Genomic DNA, 19,826 nt, shown 5'->3' on the forward strand with positions numbered 1-19,826 from the left:
TACAAGCAATGTCGTTTACAAGCAATGTCGTGTCTTAGTGCGAATGTCCGCAGCCATCTTCACCGTGCACGTGACCATGCTTGATCTCATCCACAGTTGCTTCACGTACATCAACAACTTCAACGTCAAAGGCTAACGACATGCCGGCTAATGGGTGATTGCCATCGACTGTTACCGTTGTGTCAGTTTTGTCGATAATCATCACAGACTGTTCGCCATCGTCCGTCGTTGCTCTAAAACTCATGCCTACGTCAACGTCCATGTCCTCGAACATGTCAGAAGGGACTTCTTGAATTAAATCGTCATGGCGTTCCCCGTATGCTTTGTCAGGGTCAACATTGACTGAAAATTTATCACCTTTTACTTTTCCAGCTAATGCATCTTCAATGCCTTCAATCATAAAATGACTGCCTTGCAAAAATGACATTGGAGGCGCTTCGTGAGACGAATCGATCATTTCACCTTCGGTGGTACTTACTGTGTAATGAAGCGTAACGACATTATCTTTCTGTATTTGCATCTTGTATCCTTTGCTTAATTTAATTTATACGGTAGAGCGCTTACTGTGAACTGGTGCTCTGGGAACGCTTTCGATCTTAACACATCACCTGTTTGTGTGTCATTTGCAAGAACCCCAAACAATAATGTAGTGTCATTAAGCACCGCGCTTTGCAGCACAGTGCCGCCGCTGCGCCAATTTTCACCTGCTTGTTTTTCCAAGGCATCTCCTGGCTTTAGCTCGATGGATGCGTCAACACCTTGATGAATTAGAATATAAGATGCTCTTTTATTGCGCCCTAGAAATTTTGTGCGTGCAATAGTCTCTTGACCCATGTAACAACCTTTATCAAAATCGATACCGGCGACAGATTGTAAATTGAGCATCTGAGGAACAAATTCGTTACTGGTTTGAGCTTCTATACACGGGATACCGTCAACTATATCCATAGCCTCCCAGTGGCTTTCGTCCTGATAGGTAGCAACGTCGGTTAGCTTACTAAACAAAGCTAGGCCATCAGAATTTAGAGCAAGTATATATCGTGGCGTGCTTATGTTAAGGCAAATTGCGCTGCCAAATTCATTACTAAGCACACCCAAATGTTGCTCATTTAGTTCTGCAAACAATGATTTAAGAGCGCTTAATGTTGCGGTTCCAGATATGCCGAAAAAACTCAACTCTGGGACTGCTTGCTGAATATCTACTTTAGAGAAGACACCATATTTTTTGAATTCGGCAAGGCTTTTTTCGATAGCAGATTTGCGCATGATCAAATGATAAACATCACTGCTTAGTAGTGCGGTAAATACGGACCAAGTTTTACCCTTAAAATCACAATGTGCGCCAATTCTGGCAGCATTTCCATGCATCTTTTTTACATCTACAGTAACTTGGCCTTGTAAATACTCTGTCGCTTGTGGTCCCGAAAATGTGACACAACCAAGCTGGTTCAATTTTGCTATAAATTCGTTTTGAGATGACATTTTGTAGCCTCTAATACTGTCGAGATTGCCTATTGTCATACAATAACGGTGCAATCCAATGCTTGTGTACAGATGATATTGGGATGGTACGTTACTTTGCAAGATGATGTTCTACTCAACAACACATTATCTTGAACTTTTGACGCTAATAAATCGACTTTTTAAATATCTTTTGATCAGTTCTGCAATCATCTGCGTTATGCTACTATACAAGCAAATAAAGCATAAGGTACCCAATGTTTACAGCAAAAAGAGTCGCTAGGTTAAGATGGGCATGTCGACGCGGCATGTTAGAGTTAGATGTGCTATTTCTTCCTTTTGTTGAGCAAGCTTTCGATGAACTACCCGAAGGAGAAAAAGTCGTTTTTGAACGTTTGTTAACCTGCGATGACCCAGATCTGTTTGCGTGGTTTATGGGCCATAAAAAATGTGAAGACCCAGATTTAACTTATATGGTTCAGAAAGTGTTGCAAAGAGTTAAGGTGTAATTCGATATCGCATATCGTGACATTATCGTTACTCGGTATAACTTTGACCTAATTCAATTTTTCAACGGTTATGTAGTGCCACTTATTATTTGTTGGTCATTGCCATCGACAGTAATGCCAAATTTTTATATATTGCAGTTAATCTTTACTATGCTGCTTAGCAGTTGGCTTGGATTTAAGTTACTTTGCAACACGATTTTGGAAACACATTTTTTAATCTCGATGAGTCAAAAAAGACCGTTGCTTTGTGATTGCTACAAGGAAACATCTTCCGCTACTAATGATCACAAGGCGCATAAAAATGAGACAGTCCACTCTCAAAAAACCAATATTTGTTACCAAATTTCATCTCGTTCGCGCTGTACACAATTGTGTGCTTTCTTAATATTAGAATCTACGCAGGAACATATAACAGGGTCAGCCTCTGCTCTCAAGGCAGGCCGCAATGACAATACAATTGTCCATGTGATTAACTCGATTATCCTGTTTAAGTGGCAGACAACAGAAAGCCATTACAGAGCACTAGCATCTGTAATTGCACTTAATACAAAATTAGCAAGCTAACAATAAATACCGTCAACGTTTTTTTAGTTTACACACAAACTTAACGTAGGAAGAGCGAGTAGATGATGAACATGGGCTTATTAAAAGCGGCTTTGTATAATCCACAATGCCATAAGCGTGTTATCCCTGTGCTACCGTTGAGTAGTCTTCGAAAAGAAATTCAAATAGACGCAATTCATTGCGAGCGTTACAACAAGGCAGTTAGTTGGCGGCTTGGTATAGCATCTGTAATACACCCCAATTACTTACAAGTCCTTACCTTACCTATGCAACTGGAGATGATGGTAAACAAACCGTTTCCATTTAAACCAATGGGCCTAGTGCATTTAGCTAATTTTATTAGGGTAAATTACTTGCCTGAACAAAGTTCAAAATTGATCCTAAAAACATCGTTTAATGGACTTGCTTGGCATAAAAAAGGCTGGGTTTTTGCTGTCTTAAGTGAAGGTTTTGTGGATGGCGAGCTAGCAATTTCTGGTACGTCTTACTATTTGTCTAGGCAACAACATAACCAAGTTAATGAGAGCGAGGCATTGGCGACTGATATGAGTATTTGTGAACCGCATTTTAAAGCAGATAATGTCCTCGAAACGGCTTCTATAATGCCAATAGTTGACGCCGTCATTTCTCCATTCGACGAAACCATAGAGATAAACTTTCCCCTTGGCATAGGACGCAAATATGCACAAGTCTCAGGTGACTTCAATCCAATACACTTGTCTCGTTGGACAGCAAAAGCAATGGGCTTTAAGCAAGCTATCGCGCATGGGATGTATTCAAAGGCAATTTGCTTGTCAGCGGTATTAAAACAAGAAATGCAAAACAGTAAAAGGGCATTAGCACAAACACCAATGCAGTTTTCTACACAATTTATACAACCTATTTATTTGCCAACGCGCTGTGAATTAAAAGTAAATAGTGAAATAGATCAGATAGACTTTTCGCTGACTTCAAAAAGCCGCTCCAAAGAAAGAGAGCATTTGCGCACAAACATGATAATTGCTTAGTACATTACTGTCTGCGCGGTAATTACATTTCCTTTTGAATAATGGTGGGTTCAGGATTGTCTAACATGCCAGGGTAGTCTAGGTTGTAGTGCAATCCTCTGCTTTCTTTTCTTTGCATTGCACACATCACAATTAATTGTGCGACACAAACCAGATTCCGCAACTCCAACATATTATTGCTGACCTTAAAATTACTGTAATATTCGTCAATTTCTTGTTTAAGCAAGTTTATGCGTCTCAACGCTCGCTCTAATCGTTTATTGGTGCGCACAATACCGACATAATCCCACATAAAAAGTCGAAGTTCGTGCCAATTGTGTTGAATAATCACCAGTTCATCTGAATCAATTACCCGGCTCTCATCCCAAGCTTGTATTGGCTCGTCAATCCATGTTTCGTGTATGCGCTTAACGATATGTTTGGCGGCGGCATGCGCAAACACAATGCATTCTAGTAACGAATTACTAGCCATTCGGTTCGCCCCATGCAAACCTGTGTATGCAGTTTCACCGATAGCATATACATTTTCTAAGTTAGTGCGAGCATCGAAATCCGTAATAACGCCGCCACATGTGTAGTGCGCAGCAGGAACTACCGGTATTGCTTGAGTCGTAATATCTATGCCCAACGAACAACAGCGACTATAAATATTAGGAAAGTGTTTTTTGACGAAGTCAGTGGGTTTGTGGCTAATATCTAAGTACATGCAGTCAGCACCAAGACGCTTCATTTCAAAATCGATGGCTCTGGCGACAATATCACGCGGCGCCAAATCGCCTCGCTCATCAAATTTATGCATAAACTTAGTGCCATCTTGGTGGCACAAAAATGCGCCTTCTCCGCGCAATGCTTCGCTGATAAGAAAGTTTCCTGCGTCTGGATGAAACAAGCAAGTGGGATGGAATTGGTTAAATTCCATGTTGGCTATTCTACACCCTGCCCGCCATGCCATTGCGACGCCATCGCCACTTGATACATCAGGGTTTGAGGTGTATTGATAAACCTTACTGCCGCCGCCTGTGGCAAGCGTTGTGAAGCGAGATCTGATAACTTCTACTTGTTCTTTTTTACGATTCCAAACGTACGCGCCAACGCAATGGTCTGGCGAAATTTTACTCTTTATTAAGTCAATCGCATTATAGCGTTCAAATAAGCGGATGTTAGGATGATTGGCGACGTTATCCGACAGCGTTTTTTGCACCGCTGCGCCAGTTGCATCGGCAGCATGCAATATTCTTCTATGGCTATGTCCACCTTCACGCGTTAAATGAAATTTAGTTTCACCATTCTCATTTTTTTCTTGATCAAAAGGAACGCCCTTATTAATCAACCACTCCATACTTTCTTTTGCATTGCGAACAGTAAACGCAACAACAGCCTCATCACATAGCCCTGCGCCCGCATTTAAGGTGTCTTTGACATGGTCGTCGATAGAGTCTGTATCGTCAAAAACAGCAGCAATTCCGCCTTGCGCGTAGCGAGTGCTACCTTCATTAATATCACTTTTGCTCAGCACGATAACGTCACACAAATCAGCCATTTTTAAAGCGAGGCTTAACCCTGCTGCGCCACTGCCGACTATTAATAAATCGCAGCGATGTTCAATTGTTTGAGACATAGGTCGTTTTTCGGGTAACATGTAGGGAAATAGTGTATCGACATATTAATCATCTAGTAAAAAATTACAACTGATGGTTATTTATAAATTATTTTAGCTGTATATCGAACTTATCCATAAAGTGTCAGTCTATTACTACACTTGCATGAGCCATAAGCGATGTATTTTAGGAGTAGTGGCTCGAATGAGCGAGCAGAAAACCGATCAAGAATTAGTTGAGCAAGTACAGAAAGGTAATAAGAACGCTTTCAATTTGTTAGTTATTCGTCATCAAAACAAGGTGATGAATATTGTTTCAAGGTACGTGAAGAACAGTGGGGATGTAGCAGATGTAACGCAAGAAGCATTCATAAAAGCGTACAGAGCACTACCCAACTTTAGAGGCGAAAGTGCTTTTTATACTTGGCTTTATAGGATAGCGGTAAACAGTGCAAAAAATTATTTAACATCTCAAGGGCGCAAACCCCCAGCAAGTGATGTTGATGCGAGTGAAGCTGATTATTATGATGGAAGTGATGCATTAAAGGAAAATAACTCTCCTGAGCGTGCTTTGTTATCTGACGAATTACAGCAAAAGTTATTTACGGCAATAGACGTGTTACCTGAAGATTTACGTTCGGCAATTACTTTACGAGAAATCGAAGGCTTGAGCTACGAAGAAATAGCGGCAGTGATGGAATGTCCGGTTGGGACCGTTCGGTCGAGGATTTTTAGAGCCCGAGAAGCAATCGACAAAGTCATCGTACCTTTAATGCAAACATAAACACTAAAGTATAGCGTTCACTAAAGAAAATAATGTAATATTAGCAGTGTTAACGTAGGAATTTATTATATGACGCAACAGCTCGAAAAATTATCGGCATTTGTAGATGGCGAACACCATGATCCTGACATAGCTAAAAGCTTGACGCAAGATCCTGGACTCGCTGACAAATGGAAACGTTATCACTTAGTCAGAGATTGCATTCGCAGAGAGATGAGTGCTGACATTCACTTTGACATCAGTGCTGAAATTGCCAAAAAGTTGGAAAATGAGTTGCCAATGATTGCACCGACCCGCACCTGGCAAGAGCTTCCTATTGTTGCCAATGTTATTCCTTTAATAAAACAAAGTGGACAGTTGGCAGTCGCTGCTTGTGCTACGGCTGTGATGATATTCAGTTATCAGTCATACAATCAACCAGAAGAAACGTTGCCATTCTTGACCGCGCCGACAGAGTTTGGCCCACAAGGTGGTTTGGCTCCCGTGAGTTTAAGTAGAAATCAGGGTGTCGACCGTGAAGGCATGGCAATAGTGCTTGAACAGCAGCGCCAAATTAATGCGATTATAGAAGACCATCAACGCCAACTTAAACTTAAAAATGCGGGACAAAGTAAAATTTCACAGACACCAGAGGCTGAGCCGAGCGCAGACCCAGCTCAAAAGTAATATGATAAACGGAATAAACAAAGTGAGCAGTAGGGCTAACATCGGTAGGCTGCTCTGGAAGCGGAGCTTACTTGCCATTCTTCTGGGGGTTTTCGCTCCTACTTCTGTGTCAGTTGCTGAGTCCATCGACTCAAGCGCTGCCCAATCAGAGCCTTTATCAGAGCCTTTATCAGAGCCTTTATCAGAGCCTTTATCAGAGCAATCACTAGTAAACGAGCAATCGCAACAGCCCAAAAAAGACCCTAAGGTGGTTAGTTCAAAAAATCAGCGAACATTAGCCGGAGAGGCTGCTCAAGGTGTTTTGAAAGTTAACGACACCTTTGATCCTCTATCTGCAATTAGCTGGTTGGAGCGTTTAGCACGACAAACCTCACTTTTAAATTACGAAGTCTCATTTGTGCTAAATATTCCAGGAAAAGACACTCAACCGTTTCTATGGCGTCATGCCAAAATAGATGACAGTACACAAATAGAGCAACTTAGCCTATTGAATGGTCCCGGCTTTGAGAACATTAGAGTCAATGATGTCGTGAGTGTATTTCAACCTGGTTATCCCCCTTATAGTATGTATGGAAACGCAATTGACGGGCCCATACCTTATGCACTGTTGCATGAACCTGAGCAACTTCAAATGAGCTACCAATTTTTACTTGTTGGCAGAAATAGAGTATCCGGACGCTCGGCGCAACAAATTCGTATCACCAGTATTGATAAAACAAGATATGGGTATCATTTGTGGTTGGATGAAGAAACCGGCATGCTACTAAAGTTAAATATGCATGGTTTAGATGGCAAGTTGTTACAGCAAATTCAAGTCATTCAGCTAAAAATCGATGACAAAGTTGCTGACGTATTCAGTCAGTTACAGCGAGATAACTTACCTCGGGTGATTAATGTTGTGAATCCACCGCAGCGAAAGCATGAGTGGGCCTTGACCTTTTTGCCTGTGGGTATGAAACCCGTAAAGCAAGATATACATCAATTAGCGATTACAGGGCAGGTGGCTGAATATAGTTTGTTCAGCGATGGTCTGGTCAACGTGTCAGTTTATATTCAAGCAGCAACGGGTGTTTTTCAAAATGATGTTAATCTAAATAATGGCGCTAATACGGTGCATTCTCGCACCGATGGCAAAGTGCAAGTTACGGTGGTTGGAGATATACCTTTAATCACTGCTCAACTCATGGCAAAATCAATCGAAGTAACAAATTAATACTAAATTATGATTGAAGAAACAGGTACCGTTAAAAAAGTGAAAGGTTATGAAGTTTGGATTGAAACCCAAATTAAGACCACGTGTGGTACTTGCCATGTCAGTAAAAATTGTGGAACAAGCGTGGTTGCTAAAGCCTTTACTGCGAAACCAGAATTACTCAAACTAATAAGCCTCTACGAGTTAAAGGAAGGACAAACTGTCAAATTGGGGATACCAGAAGAGCAACTAATAGGGGCTTCGATGTTGGTATACTTGTTGCCTATTTTAGTCTTAATTGTATCTGTGTCGTGCATGCAATTCATGCTTCCAGAGTTACATGAAGGTTGGCAAATTTTATTTGGCTTTAGTGCCACAGCGATAAGTTTCTGGCAAATCTCAAAATTTGCGAAAAAACAGGACAAAGGACAGTTTTCTCCGGTTATTTTGGGCGCAGTAAACGACGCCACTATTACTATGAAAAACGAAATTCCACTCAAAAAAATAATCTAATTTAGCGCATTTATTTACGTTAAATAATCTCCATAAGTGCAGCGCACAACACTTCTTAAGAAATTATTGTCAAGTTGTGAGCAAGTTAGCCAGTCAAAGCGTAGTAATAATGCGGTAATCATTCGCATTTGTGCCGATAAAACGGTAAAATCGCATCTTTATTTTTCGCTTATAAGACCAAGGTAAGTCCGGACAGTAAAATAAAGCGTCTTTGGACTAAATATATACTCTGGTAACTTCAGGACAAGTAGCTAAACTTATGCAACTAAAGAACATTCGCAACTTCAGTATTATTGCGCATATCGACCACGGCAAGTCGACGCTTGCCGATCGACTTATTCAAACTTGTGGTGGTTTAACTAATCGCGAAATGTCTGCTCAAGTGCTTGATTCAATGGATATCGAGCGTGAACGCGGAATAACTATTAAAGCGCAAAGTGTAACACTATATTATCAAGCAAAAGATGGTGAAAAGTATCAACTGAACTTTATTGATACGCCGGGGCATGTCGACTTTACTTATGAAGTATCACGCTCACTAGCTGCGTGTGAAGGGGCGTTATTAGTCGTTGATGCAGGCCAAGGTGTTGAAGCGCAGACACTTGCAAACTGTTACACCGCAATGGATTTGAATATGGAAGTTGTGCCAATTTTAAATAAAATAGATTTGCCACAAGCTGAGCCAGAGCGTGTTGCTGAAGAAATTGAAGATATCATCGGCATAGATGCAATCGATGCTGTTCGATGCTCGGCTAAAACCGGCGTAGGCATTGAAGAAGTATTAGAAGAAATAGTGAGACGCATTCCACCGCCTGTCGGTGACGTTGATGCCCCACTACAGGCATTAATTATTGATTCTTGGTTCGATAACTATCAAGGCGTTGTTTCCCTTGTGCGCATAGTGGAAGGCCAACTAAATGCAAAAGATAAAATTCAAATTATGTCAAATGGTGTTGTACATCAGGTTGATAAAGTCGGTATTTTTACGCCAAAACAGACCGACACAGGGACTTTGCGAGCAGGTGAGGTAGGTTTCATTATTGCAGGTATAAAAGAAATCAATGGCGCTCCCGTTGGAGACACCATTACCTTAGCTAAAGCGCCTGCTACAAAAGCATTGCCGGGCTTCAAGAAAATTAAACCACAAGTATATGCCGGGTTATTTCCGGTAAGCTCTGATGATTATGAAGATTTTCGAGACGCACTATCAAAACTCAGTTTAAATGACGCATCTTTGTTTTATGAGCCAGAGAGCTCTGCTGCATTAGGCTTTGGTTTTAGAATTGGCTTTCTTGGTATGTTGCACATGGAAATCATTCAAGAACGTCTAGAGCGTGAATACGATTTAGATTTGATCACAACGGCACCAACGGTTGTTTATCAAGTCAAAACCACCAAAGGCGAAGTGCTACAAGTAGATAATCCGTCTAAGCTACCGGCGATTAACGATATCGACGAGATTCGGGAACCGATCGTAGTTGCAAATATTCTAGTTCCACAGGAGTATTTAGGTAACGTCATCAAACTTTGTGTAGACAAACGTGGCATGCAAACAGCAATGACATATCACGGTAAACAAGTCGCTGTTACTTACGATATGCCAATGGCAGAAGTGGTTCTCGATTTCTTTGATAGACTAAAATCAACCAGTAGAGGCTTTGCATCGCTGGATTATAACTTCAGTCGTTTTCAAGTCGCCGATATGGTGCGCTTAGACATACTTATTAACGGTGAGCGAGTTGATGCGCTAGCACTTATAACGCACAAAGCGAACTCACAAAAGCGCGGACGTGATTTGGTTGATAAATTACAAGAGTTGATCCCAAGACAAATGTTCGATATTGCAATTCAGGCAACCATTGGTACACATATTGTTGCTCGTAGTACGGTTAAGCAATTACGCAAAAACGTGATTGCAAAGTGCTATGGTGGTGATATCAGCCGTAAGAAAAAGTTATTACAAAAACAAAAAGCTGGTAAAAAGCGTATGAAGCAAGTAGGAAATGTAGAGTTACCGCAAGATGCGTTCTTAGCAATCTTGAAGGTGGACAACTAATGGCTAATTATTTTGCAATGTTTCTGGTAGCAATGACTGCTATTACAGGTGTTATATGGGCAATTGATGCCTGGTTATTTGCACCTAAAAGAAAAGCAATGGCGCTAGAAGAACGAAAAGCTATTTTAGGTGATAACACTATCACTGAGTTAGCAGGCGAGGATGCAGATCCTTATTTGCCTGCCTTAGTGGATAACGCAAAACAGTTTTTTCCCATTTTCGCGCTCGTCATGGTGTTTCGTTCTTTTTTGTATGAACCTTTTCAAATTCCCTCTGGCTCGATGATGCCGACCTTGTTAGTGGGTGATTTTATTCTGGTTGAAAAGTTTAGCTATGGGATTAAAGATCCTATTTTTAGAACTAAGTTAATTGAAACAGGTGAGCCAAAAAGGGGAGATGTCGCTGTATTTAAGTTTCCAAAGGACCCTAATATCGATTTTATAAAGCGTATCATCGGTTTGCCTGGCGATAAAATAGTTTATCGTAACAAGCAATTATATATTACTGAGGCCTGCGACGTGCAGCAGCCTTGCCCAACAGAAAAAGCTGTTAAACAAATTTTTTCAGGTAGAACTGATTACATTAGCCGCGGTGTCTATCTTGAGGAATACACAGAAGACCTAGGTAATAAACAGCATTCTCTATTGCGCAATCCAAGAGCTATCGACGCAACAGCGCGCTACGAGCCAGTGCAGCCAGGAACTGCTATTAATGAGTGGATTGTTCCGGCTGAAAGCTATTTTGCGATGGGAGACAATCGTGATAATAGTGAAGATGGTCGTTATTGGGGTTTTATTCCAGAGGCTAACTTAGTTGGTGAGGCCGTGCTCATTTGGGTTAGTTTTGAGTTTGACCGAGTGCCAGAAGACTTGGTACCTACATGGGTGCCCTCTGGTATTCGTTTTGAACGCAGTGGTAGTATTAATTAGTTGGCGCTTATTGCCAATAGTGGCCTAACTGTCTAAATGATAGTTAACATCAAAGGTGTCTATATCTTTTGCGTTTCCGGTAAGTAGTTATTACCGCAAGAGTCGCAAATTAAATAGGCATCGCAAAGAGCTATAATGAATCCATATATAAGATTAGACAAAGTACTTGGCTATACATTTGAGAATGAGGCTTTGCTTGAGCAAGCATTTACGCACCGTAGCGCTGCTAAAATTCACAATGAAAGACTCGAGTTTTTGGGCGATGCAGTGCTAGGTATGGTTGTTGCTGACCTGTTATACCTGCAATTTCCGGAGCAACCTGAAGGCAAGTTAACGAGAATGCGTTCATCACTCGTAAAGGGCGATACTTTGGCACTTATTGCCAAAGAACATGACTTCGGTGCTTTATTGAAATTAGGTTCTGGCGAAATGAAAAGTGGAGGCCATCGACGTAGCTCAACCTTAGCTGATGTTGTTGAAGCGGTTATAGGCGCGATATTTTTAGAAGCGGGTATAGATGCGGCCAAAAATACGATAATTAAATTATTTGCTAGTCGCATTGAAAAGCTCGACCCGTATAGACAAATAAAAGACAACAAAACACAGCTGCAAGAATTTTTGCAGTCCAGACAATTGCCTCTACCAAACTACGAAGTCATATCGATTAGTGGTAAGGACCATGCGCAAACTTTTGAAGTTGATTGCACCGTCGAGCCATTGAATACAAGCCAGATTGGTAAAGGAAAAAGTCGTCGACAGGCCGAGCAAAACGCAGCTAAACAAACATTAGAGAAGTTATTAAATGAGTAATAAACATTGTGGGATGGTTGCCATCGTTGGTCGCCCGAATGTTGGTAAATCGACTATTTTAAATCAAATTTTAGGTCAAAAAGTCAGTATTACCTCACGCAAGCCGCAAACAACGCGACATCGCATCATGGGTATTGATACCTTGGATGATCGCCAAGCAATATATGTCGATACTCCCGGCTTACATGGTGACGAAAAGCGTGCTATTAACCGCTTGATGAACCGCGCTGCGGCAAGTTCATTGGGTGAAGTGTTTTTAGTTTTGTTTATTATCGAGGGAACACGGTGGACTGAAGATGATGATCTGGTTTTATCTAAAATAAAACAGGCCAATATACCTTGTTGGTTAGTGGTTAATAAAACTGACAAAGTCACTGACAAAGCGCTTTTAATGGATACGTTAAAAACCCTTAACGAAAAGCATGATTTTGAAAACGTTATTCCAGTCAGCGCTAAACAAAATAAACAAATCGACCATTTGCGTCAACTCGTAATGAAGGCGTTACCACCGAGTGAGTTTTATTTCCCTGAAGATTATATTACTGACCGTTCAAGTCGATTTATGGCGGCTGAAATAATCAGAGAAAAATTGATGCGTTTTACCGGCGACGAATTGCCTTATGCAACAACGGTTGAAATAGAACAGTTTAAGCTTACGCCAAGAGGTATTTACCATATCAATGGCTTAATATTGGTGGATCGCGAAACACAAAAACGTATGATTATTGGTAAATCAGGCAGTCACCTTAAAACCATGGGCGCCGAGGCGCGAAAGGATATGGAAGCATTATTTGATAATAAAGTATTTCTTGAGTTGTGGGTTAAGGTCAAAGCTGGTTGGGCGGATGATGAACGTGCATTGCGATCCCTTGGTTACGATAATGACTATAAAGGATAATGCACCTTAAAAAACTATTTTTAGTGCTATTGTGGGACAAACAAATATGCAAGAGCTCAGTGATTTTAGAAAAGAATATACAGCGGGTCGTTTAACATCAGAGGCGCTTACGGAGCATCCTGTCGATTTATTTAAAGTATGGTTAGATGACGCGATTAACGCAAAACTTCCCGATCCAAATGCCATGACAGTGGCTACTGTGGATGCAACAGGGCAACCCAGCCAACGTATTGTGTTACTGAAAGACTTGAGTAACGAAGGTTTTGTCTTTTACACTAATTTGGGTAGTCGTAAAGCGAAAGATTTAGCCCATAATTCAAAAATTTCGTTACACTTTCCATGGTACTTTTTGGAGCGTCAAGTCAGAGTTAATGGTGTTGCTAAAGCCCTCTCAAGAACCGAAGTTGCGAAATACTTTTTGTCTCGTCCCAAAGACAGCCAATTAGGCGCTTGGGCATCACAACAAAGTCAGCCAATTTCAACGCGTGAATTATTAGTAACTCAGTTTGCTCAAATGAAAGAAAAGTTTGCCAACGGTCAAGTGCCGTTACCCGACTTTTGGGGTGGTTTTCGTGTTGAGCCCCAGCAAATCGAATTTTGGCAAGGAGGCGAACATCGCTTACATGATCGCTTCGAATATAATAAACAAGATAGTGGCAGTTGGACAACACAACGATTAATGCCGTAGGTTATGATTGATAGCCATTGTCATATCGACCTTGAGGTATTTGATAGCGACCGTGACAATGTATTAAAACATGCCTTTGACGTAGGTATAGAGCGCCTGTTAGTACTCGGCTTAAGTAATCAGCAATTTGGTAGATTACTAGACTTAAAACGGCGATATACACGGGTCGATATCGCGTTAGGTTTACATCCTTATTTTCTTAAATTACAAGACACAGCACAGACTCAACTTATGCTCGATGAGTTGTCACACTTGGCCAACTTGTATCAAGACCGTTATATCGCTTTTGGTGAAATGGGCTTGGATGGCAGTTTATCGCTAGACATGGCGTATCAAAAGGAAATATTGTGCGCTCAGCTTAGCCTTGCTGAGGAGTATAAAAAACCTGTTATTTTACATCACAGAAAATCCCACAATCACCTAATCCGCCTTTTGAAAGAACAAAAATATCAAGGAGGAGGCATACTTCATGCATTTTCAGGTAGTTATCATGAAGCGATGACGTATATTGATATGGGTTTTTTATTAGGAGTAGGTGGCACTATCACCTATTTGCGTGCTAGTAAAACCAGAGACAGTATTGCGAGGCTTCCGCTAGATAAACTTGTTATTGAGACAGATTCACCTGATATGCCGCTGAGTGGCTTTCAGGGGCAGCGCAACCAACCAAGTCAACTCGGGTTGGTTGTTAACGCCTTGGCTGAACTCAAAAAAATATCTTCACAAGAAATTCAACAACAAACAACGATGAATTATCTAACGCTTTTTGGTTTATCACTGAACTGATAGTTAGCTCGTACTTTATAAAATAGACGAGTTAATATTATCGCGCAGATAGCGGTTAACAGCATAATTAGGCCAGTTTGCACTAGTTGCGAGCGATTAAATGCTTTGTGATGTTTAATAATAGCTTCGCGGTCAAGTAACAGTTTTACGTAACCGATGGTTTTACCGTCATATATGATGTCTTCAACGAAAATAAGCGGTGGTTGGTCCAACACTCTAAATTGCTCTATGATCGAATAATTTTCATCAAAACTTTTAATTGTTTTACCGGACTGGTCATATAAAGAGGTACCTTTGACTAAACTATCAGTTTCAATTGTACTGACATAGTTTTCGATACTTTCTTGGTCATCTTTTTGTAACGGCCCCGCTAGCATCCGCGAGGCTTGAGCGGCCAAACTCCTGCCCAGTTGTTCTGACTCTAAGCTATACCATTCATTCGCATTTTTGTTGTGCATAAACCACAAATTAACACCTATAACCACAATACACACAGCCAGTATAAAATTGGATATGCGCTTTAACATGGAAAATTTAGGTGTGCTTTGCTTAGACAAGCGTTTCTCAGTGGTCATGACATTTCAGCAACAATAGGATAAATAACCCTTTTTGCCAAGACTTTGTTTTATTGCTGATAGCCTTTAGGTATCATTAGGCTTATAAAGGAAACACGTATTCTTAGGATCTATTTTGTACCTTGTACCCACACAAACTAGCACGCAACTGAGTAGCGCTAAGTTCGCTAACTATCTAGCACAAAAAAACATATTGTGGATAGTTTATGACGCTCAAAATAAAGAGTGTGCAAATAAGCCGCAATTAAACGACACAGTTGATAACACCGCAATACAAGCATTGAGATGTAAATGGTATAGCCAGAATAATATGAATGGCGGTGATCAAACATCAAATATTAAAAGCAACAATATTTTTCGTACTCTTATTGTCGCTGCTCCAGGCCTTAATTTTCCGATGCTTGAGGAAATTGTTGCTGCGCTACCCATTCAATCAAACTCAGTCAAAGTCACTGCGAATGGCTACCATGGCGCATTTGATAAAATGGTGGTGAATATAGACTGCCACATCGATGAGTCTGAGATAACAACAAAAGAACTCAACAGGAAACTTAAACTGCTAAGTGATGCTCTTTTCATTGATGTCTTTTGGAAACCTAATATCTCTTTTGAGCGCAAGGGACTTGCCGTCTTTGACATGGACAGTACCTTGATAGAAATGGAATGTATAGACGAAATTGCTAAATTAGCCGGTGTGGGTGACGTCGTTAGTAGAGTAACTGAACAAGCAATGCTTGGTGAAATTGCTTTTGCACAAAGCTTATATCAACGTGTAGCATGCTTGAATGGGGTGGAGTTGGATGCTTTACTAAATATACGTAAGCGTCTGCCATTCATGCCTGGTTTTACTGTCCTGATAAATGAGTTAAAACGCAATGAATGGAAAATTGCAATAGCATCTGGGGGATTTACTTATTTTGCTGATCACATAAAGGCCCTATTCGAATTAGACTACGCCTTTAGCAACACCCTAGAAGTTAAAGATAATAAACTCACAGGTAAAGTTTTAGGTAAGGTTGTTGATGCTCAAGCGAAAGCAGATATTTTGCAACAGCTAGCAAAAGAAAATGACATTCCCATCGCAAACACGATCGCCGTTGGCGATGGCGCTAACGACTTAGTGATGATGTCGGTGGCAGGTACTGGTATCGCGTTTAAGGCTAAACCTAAAGTACAAGAGCAAGCAGCTAACTCAATTCGTTTTAGCGGTTTGGAAGCAGTGTTGTACTTGTTGGGTTAACATACGCCTGAGTTCCCCAAAGTGGCACGGTTGATAAACTGTGCTTGAAGCTGCCAGAGGTTTCCTTAGTAGAATAGGACACGTACATTAAAGTTTGAGAGTCAGAGTCAAACACACGACGTATTTTCATTGTTTTGAAAAAAATACTTTTCGATTTTCTAAACACAATTTCCCCAGACTTTGACTTGTCAATTTGCGTAATCATAGCAGCGGTGATTTCACCGGTTTGCCTGCACGCAATTGAGCTATCTGAAGGATCGGCTAAGCTTAAATCGGCCTCAATGCTGGCAACATGACAAGTCACACCTGTCACTAATGGGTCAACAAGGGTATTGAGTTTAATATCTTGAGTGGTAAATACGCCCAGTGAAATATCGCCCACCTCTGATTTGTCACACCCAACTAGTCCACTTGCAAACACCAGTGCAATTGCGTGTAATTTATATTTATTCATGTACTACCTTTAAAGATGATTAGATGTCGCTACAAATAGTCGTAACAAACGGTTGATATTAATCTAGCACTCAATCAAAGTTGCAAGCAAGCTAACGATGCATCATTTGAGATTATGTCTGAGTGAAACGTAAAATACAGGCAAAAAAAGAGCATATCCTTGCCGTCTTCTTTCTTTATCTAATGTCTGTATTGATGGTGTTATATTAAATAACGAAATAGAAATAGCTCTGTTATGAGATGGACTCATTAAAACCATGAATTAGCGCCTATAAGGTATAGAAAAAATAAAAGGTTTTATAGCTGATGCATAATAAATGTAGTAGAAACAATAAACCAAATCAAAACATTGTTTTTGTTTTAAACTAAAGTCTAATTTTTTTGTACTTAATAATTTTTTATCTCTTATTAATACATATAAAACAAAAGTTTAAATTATTTTAATAAAACAGTTTTACTTTATTAGAGGGGTAGTGAGTAAAAAGAACTTATTCAATCCGAAATGCAGTGTTTCAATTGCAAAATATACACTTAATTATGGTTGAACATAAAAAAAGTGTTTAAAAAATGCACATTTCGATTAATACAACAATCGATACCCAATAGCGAAGCACTACCAGTGGATATATATTGCCTTTAAAAAGCCAATCTACTTATTTAGTTTATAGCGATAAATTGCCTCTTGCGTAATATCAGTCAAATAAACTTGACCCGCAATATCCCACATCTGTTGTTCTAATTGTTTCGCTTTGTGAATAGCGTAGCGAGTAATGTACAACAACTCTTGCTCTAAAAAAGAAGTATCAGGGCGATTTGAGCGACTAATATGAACGCTGAATGCATAAAACTCACCTCTGGCCATTGCGGTCTTAATGAATTGTAATTTTGAACGGTGAGTGGCTAGTTCGTTTTCCCACTGCGCAACAATTGCCGTCTCATAATCGATATCTTTAGGGTCAAACGCGACATATATTTCGGCCTGAACAGGGCGGAGATCGAGTCGCAATGCACGCAACGCATCCCGTATGAACGCATTACCCTTGTGCTTATCTTGAAACAACCAAGCGTTATTCATTTTTGTTGCCGGCATATCGTGTTGCAGCAAATTCAACCACGAAGCCCTTATTGGTTGCATCGTTGTGGTGGTAGGAAAATAACCACCGTTATGCTTTTGCATATAAGTGCATAATTGCGGCGTGTTTCTAGCTTGCATGCAACGCAATGCGTGGCCCATGCCGGGCACAGACTCTTCGTTTGTAATAGTTTTAAGTTTATCTTTATTATTATCTATTAATTGTGTAAAAAACTTCTCAGCGACGCTAAGCTCCTCCTCCGTTATTGCTTCCAAATGAAGAACTAGTTTGTCGTAATTGATATGTTTGACTCTGTACTTCAAGTCTTCCAGTATAAATTGTGTGGTTTTTTTCTGTAAAATAGGGAATGAAATACTCACCTTTGAATTAATACGCTGTTCAAAAGGTGAATCGAGTTCTAACTTCAGCCCGCTAATCGAGCAATCTTCACTGACGCCGGTAAGATGAGTATCGTAATTTTCTAGTCTGATTGATGTGCGCAACTTATACCGCGTTTCTTTACGCAATTCTTGTTGCTTGTAACGAAATGAAAGTACGACGACAGGGGGTCTATTTCGAGGATGTCCAAAAGTGGCCAAGTGCTTAATTTTGTCTCTATTTAACGTTTCCTTTTGATAGCACTGTTGAGCCACTAAATGAGTCACATCTGTCACGCTCAACATGTGCTTTATGTTTTTTAGTTTTGCTTCAAGCCTTGGTATTAATGGGCGGTTTAATCTATCAATTTTACGATTAATACCTGTCGGCATGGCACTGGGAACATAAGCCGACTGCGGATCAATATCGCTGCAAACAACTTTATACACACGCCAACTGACTTTGCGTGAGGCGTAACTCAAAAACACCGCTTTTAGTTCGGGCTCATGTTCCAATTCTGCGCTTGTTGCTGAATAAAAGTAAACTTTACCGTCTTTGATATGAGTAAAGGCATATGCCCATATGCAGTTGTCGGACCTTGGACTGCTAAGCATACTAAGGAGTCTTGGTGGGTTAAGTAAAAAACCAATATTTTGTTCATCGTCTTCGTCTAACCAATAATCCATTATCTCTTTATTTGTCCCATTCACACAGGCAAACTTGGCGGTGGGCGTTTGTGGGTCTTGAGTATCTACGAATACTGACAATGACGGCGTTGTGCTTGCGAATGCTTGCTCATGAATTTTGTCATCTAAAGCAACTACAGTGTTGTCAAGATTCACTTTATATTTGCGTTTATGAGATTTGATCAGATTTTTTACATAATTATTAAAAATTTGAGGTCCTGATCTAGAATCGCGATAAACATGAATTCTTGTTTGCTCTGCCTCTCCTGAAATGCCTAACACTCGGTATTCAATGGTTTCTTTTGTTAAACCTGAATCGGACTGAAAACCGCGAAAGACAATACTCACAGGTGTTAATATCTTTATCATGTCGAGCTCAGACGGGTTTTTTAGCTTAAGCTTTAAACCATTAGGACTGATGTCGACAGTTGTGGCAAATAAGCTTTTATTATTGTCCAAAAATATTTCTATAAGAACGACATAATTCATGCGTTCTTCGTGGCGATGTGAAAAATTTAATAACTGTTGATTAGTCACAATATACTTTTCAGAATTTGACTTGCGACTGTCTATATTTTGCTCTTCGGTTGGTGTCATCGTGCCTGCATTGGTGTTGAATTCATGCTCTGCCAAATTTAATACCGACTCATAGACTCCAAAGGTATAACCAGCGTATTGCTCAACTAACTGTGCAAATAATTGGACCGCAGGTTGGTGTAAGTAATGCTTAATTCCTTGAAAGGAGACTAATTCGCAGGGTGAACTAACGCGGGTTCTTAGGTCAATTGAACGAATACATGGTTTCGACAGCCGTTTCATTTCCATTTTTAGTAAAAAACGATTTTCGTTGCTGAAATCTTTAGTTGCCTCATTCAACAGGCGCGAAAATTCCGGCTTCTCTACAAATGGAGCTAGTTTATTGATAAGATATGTGTGTTGGGACAGATCGTTTGTCATGCAG

19 protein-coding genes are annotated in these 19,826 nt (G+C 40.3%); 13 read left to right on the plus strand and 6 right to left on the minus strand.

Annotated elements, in window-relative coordinates; all coding sequences use genetic code 11:
* Positions 1–34: 34 nt before the first annotated feature.
* Together G399_RS0117540 and ygfZ are read right to left on the minus strand one after the other, a co-directional pair.
* Positions 35–520 (minus strand): FKBP-type peptidyl-prolyl cis-trans isomerase, encoded by a 486-nt coding sequence (locus tag G399_RS0117540; RefSeq protein WP_006009949.1) that lies wholly within the window; start codon positions 518–520, stop codon positions 35–37.
* A 14-nt stretch (positions 521–534) separates the two neighbouring features.
* Positions 535–1,482, minus strand: a complete 948-nt coding sequence (gene ygfZ, locus G399_RS0117545) for a tRNA-modifying protein YgfZ (protein ID WP_006009946.1) — start codon at positions 1,480–1,482, stop codon at positions 535–537.
* A gap of 236 nt (positions 1,483–1,718) precedes the next feature.
* Here ygfZ and G399_RS0117550 point away from each other — a divergent pair, with 236 nt between their 5' ends.
* Together G399_RS0117550 and G399_RS0117555 are read left to right on the plus strand one after the other, a co-directional pair.
* Complete coding sequence (locus G399_RS0117550) at positions 1,719–1,970, plus strand: FAD assembly factor SdhE (RefSeq protein WP_006009944.1); 252 nt, start codon at positions 1,719–1,721, stop codon at positions 1,968–1,970.
* Between the two features lie 626 nt (positions 1,971–2,596).
* Positions 2,597–3,541: a MaoC/PaaZ C-terminal domain-containing protein gene (locus tag G399_RS0117555; protein ID WP_006009942.1), complete on the plus strand. Its 945-nt coding sequence runs from the start codon at positions 2,597–2,599 to the stop codon at positions 3,539–3,541.
* Between the two features lie 22 nt (positions 3,542–3,563).
* Here the strand turns inward: G399_RS0117555 and nadB are convergent, their stop codons facing one another.
* Entirely contained in the window at positions 3,564–5,159 is a 1,596-nt protein-coding gene (gene nadB, locus G399_RS0117560; protein WP_026843852.1) for an L-aspartate oxidase, read from the minus strand.
* Positions 5,160–5,343: 184 nt separating this feature from the next.
* Between nadB and rpoE the strand changes: the two genes are divergently transcribed.
* The 10 genes from rpoE (at position 5,344) to G399_RS0117610 (ending at position 14,460) form a co-directional block, all read left to right on the plus strand.
* On the plus strand, positions 5,344–5,922 hold the full coding sequence (gene rpoE / locus G399_RS0117565; protein ID WP_006009939.1) for an RNA polymerase sigma factor RpoE: 579 nt from the start codon (positions 5,344–5,346) through the stop codon (positions 5,920–5,922).
* 69 nt (positions 5,923–5,991) lie between these two features.
* Positions 5,992–6,588 (plus strand): sigma-E factor negative regulatory protein, encoded by a 597-nt coding sequence (locus G399_RS0117570; protein WP_006009936.1) that lies wholly within the window; start codon positions 5,992–5,994, stop codon positions 6,586–6,588.
* Positions 6,589–6,610: 22 nt separating this feature from the next.
* Positions 6,611–7,801: a MucB/RseB C-terminal domain-containing protein gene (locus G399_RS0117575; RefSeq protein WP_226988934.1), complete on the plus strand. Its 1,191-nt coding sequence runs from the start codon at positions 6,611–6,613 to the stop codon at positions 7,799–7,801.
* Between the two features lie 9 nt (positions 7,802–7,810).
* Positions 7,811–8,293: a SoxR reducing system RseC family protein gene (locus G399_RS0117580; RefSeq protein ID WP_006009932.1), complete on the plus strand. Its 483-nt coding sequence runs from the start codon at positions 7,811–7,813 to the stop codon at positions 8,291–8,293.
* A 259-nt stretch (positions 8,294–8,552) separates the two neighbouring features.
* A complete protein-coding gene (gene lepA / locus G399_RS0117585; protein ID WP_006009930.1) occupies positions 8,553–10,349 on the plus strand; it encodes a translation elongation factor 4 in 1,797 nt (598 codons plus the stop codon).
* Positions 10,349–11,278 carry a signal peptidase I gene (gene lepB / locus G399_RS0117590; protein WP_006009928.1) on the plus strand — a complete coding sequence of 310 codons (930 nt, stop codon included), beginning with the start codon at positions 10,349–10,351 and terminating at the stop codon, positions 11,276–11,278. Before lepA ends, lepB begins: the two co-directional genes overlap by 1 nt.
* Before the next feature lie 135 nt (positions 11,279–11,413).
* Positions 11,414–12,088, plus strand: coding sequence for a ribonuclease III (rnc, locus tag G399_RS0117595; RefSeq protein WP_006009926.1), 675 nt, complete (start codon positions 11,414–11,416; stop codon positions 12,086–12,088).
* Positions 12,081–12,986: a GTPase Era gene (era, locus tag G399_RS0117600; protein WP_006009924.1), complete on the plus strand. Its 906-nt coding sequence runs from the start codon at positions 12,081–12,083 to the stop codon at positions 12,984–12,986. Before rnc ends, era begins: the two co-directional genes overlap by 8 nt.
* A gap of 46 nt (positions 12,987–13,032) precedes the next feature.
* Positions 13,033–13,674, plus strand: a complete 642-nt coding sequence (gene pdxH, locus G399_RS0117605; protein WP_006009922.1) for a pyridoxamine 5'-phosphate oxidase — start codon at positions 13,033–13,035, stop codon at positions 13,672–13,674.
* A 3-nt stretch (positions 13,675–13,677) separates the two neighbouring features.
* The gene (locus tag G399_RS0117610) at positions 13,678–14,460 is read left to right on the plus strand and encodes a TatD family hydrolase (RefSeq protein WP_006009919.1); all 783 of its coding nucleotides are present in this window, start codon (positions 13,678–13,680) and stop codon (positions 14,458–14,460) included.
* On the opposite strand, the gene G399_RS0117615 is transcribed toward G399_RS0117610, so the two are convergent.
* On the minus strand, positions 14,427–15,035 hold the full coding sequence (locus G399_RS0117615) for an AhpA/YtjB family protein (protein WP_006009917.1): 609 nt from the start codon (positions 15,033–15,035) through the stop codon (positions 14,427–14,429). The genes G399_RS0117610 and G399_RS0117615 overlap by 34 nt on opposite strands.
* Before the next feature lie 115 nt (positions 15,036–15,150).
* Here G399_RS0117615 and serB point away from each other — a divergent pair, with 115 nt between their 5' ends.
* Positions 15,151–16,275: a phosphoserine phosphatase SerB gene (gene serB, locus G399_RS0117620; RefSeq protein ID WP_006009916.1), complete on the plus strand. Its 1,125-nt coding sequence runs from the start codon at positions 15,151–15,153 to the stop codon at positions 16,273–16,275.
* On the opposite strand, the gene G399_RS0117625 is transcribed toward serB, so the two are convergent.
* Both G399_RS0117625 and G399_RS0117630 read right to left on the minus strand, forming a co-directional pair.
* On the minus strand, positions 16,238–16,729 hold the full coding sequence (locus G399_RS0117625; RefSeq protein ID WP_006009914.1) for a CreA family protein: 492 nt from the start codon (positions 16,727–16,729) through the stop codon (positions 16,238–16,240). The two genes, serB and G399_RS0117625, sit on opposite strands and share 38 nt — an antisense overlap.
* A gap of 648 nt (positions 16,730–17,377) precedes the next feature.
* On the minus strand, positions 17,378–19,822 hold the full coding sequence (locus tag G399_RS0117630) for a PilZ domain-containing protein (RefSeq protein ID WP_081585785.1): 2,445 nt from the start codon (positions 19,820–19,822) through the stop codon (positions 17,378–17,380).
* Positions 19,823–19,826: the final 4 nt, after the last annotated feature.

It is taken from the genome of Brumicola pallidula DSM 14239 = ACAM 615, assembly GCF_000428905.1.
GTDB lineage: Bacteria > Pseudomonadota > Gammaproteobacteria > Enterobacterales > Alteromonadaceae > Glaciecola > Glaciecola pallidula.

Coding starts and splice junctions, on each gene's coding strand:
- G399_RS0117540 (WP_006009949.1), bottom strand. CDS start 520: ATGCAAATACAGAAAGATAATGTCGTTACGCTTCATTACACAGTAAGT.
- ygfZ (WP_006009946.1), bottom strand. CDS start 1,482: ATGTCATCTCAAAACGAATTTATAGCAAAATTGAACCAGCTTGGTTGT.
- G399_RS0117550 (WP_006009944.1), top strand. CDS start 1,719: ATGTTTACAGCAAAAAGAGTCGCTAGGTTAAGATGGGCATGTCGACGC.
- G399_RS0117555 (WP_006009942.1), top strand. CDS start 2,597: ATGATGAACATGGGCTTATTAAAAGCGGCTTTGTATAATCCACAATGC.
- nadB (WP_026843852.1), bottom strand. CDS start 5,159: ATGTCTCAAACAATTGAACATCGCTGCGATTTATTAATAGTCGGCAGT.
- rpoE (WP_006009939.1), top strand. CDS start 5,344: ATGAGCGAGCAGAAAACCGATCAAGAATTAGTTGAGCAAGTACAGAAA.
- G399_RS0117570 (WP_006009936.1), top strand. CDS start 5,992: ATGACGCAACAGCTCGAAAAATTATCGGCATTTGTAGATGGCGAACAC.
- G399_RS0117580 (WP_006009932.1), top strand. CDS start 7,811: ATGATTGAAGAAACAGGTACCGTTAAAAAAGTGAAAGGTTATGAAGTT.
- lepA (WP_006009930.1), top strand. CDS start 8,553: ATGCAACTAAAGAACATTCGCAACTTCAGTATTATTGCGCATATCGAC.
- lepB (WP_006009928.1), top strand. CDS start 10,349: ATGGCTAATTATTTTGCAATGTTTCTGGTAGCAATGACTGCTATTACA.
- rnc (WP_006009926.1), top strand. CDS start 11,414: ATGAATCCATATATAAGATTAGACAAAGTACTTGGCTATACATTTGAG.
- era (WP_006009924.1), top strand. CDS start 12,081: ATGAGTAATAAACATTGTGGGATGGTTGCCATCGTTGGTCGCCCGAAT.
- pdxH (WP_006009922.1), top strand. CDS start 13,033: ATGCAAGAGCTCAGTGATTTTAGAAAAGAATATACAGCGGGTCGTTTA.
- G399_RS0117610 (WP_006009919.1), top strand. CDS start 13,678: ATGATTGATAGCCATTGTCATATCGACCTTGAGGTATTTGATAGCGAC.
- G399_RS0117615 (WP_006009917.1), bottom strand. CDS start 15,035: ATGACCACTGAGAAACGCTTGTCTAAGCAAAGCACACCTAAATTTTCC.
- G399_RS0117625 (WP_006009914.1), bottom strand. CDS start 16,729: ATGAATAAATATAAATTACACGCAATTGCACTGGTGTTTGCAAGTGGA.
- G399_RS0117630 (WP_081585785.1), bottom strand. CDS start 19,822: ATGACAAACGATCTGTCCCAACACACATATCTTATCAATAAACTAGCT.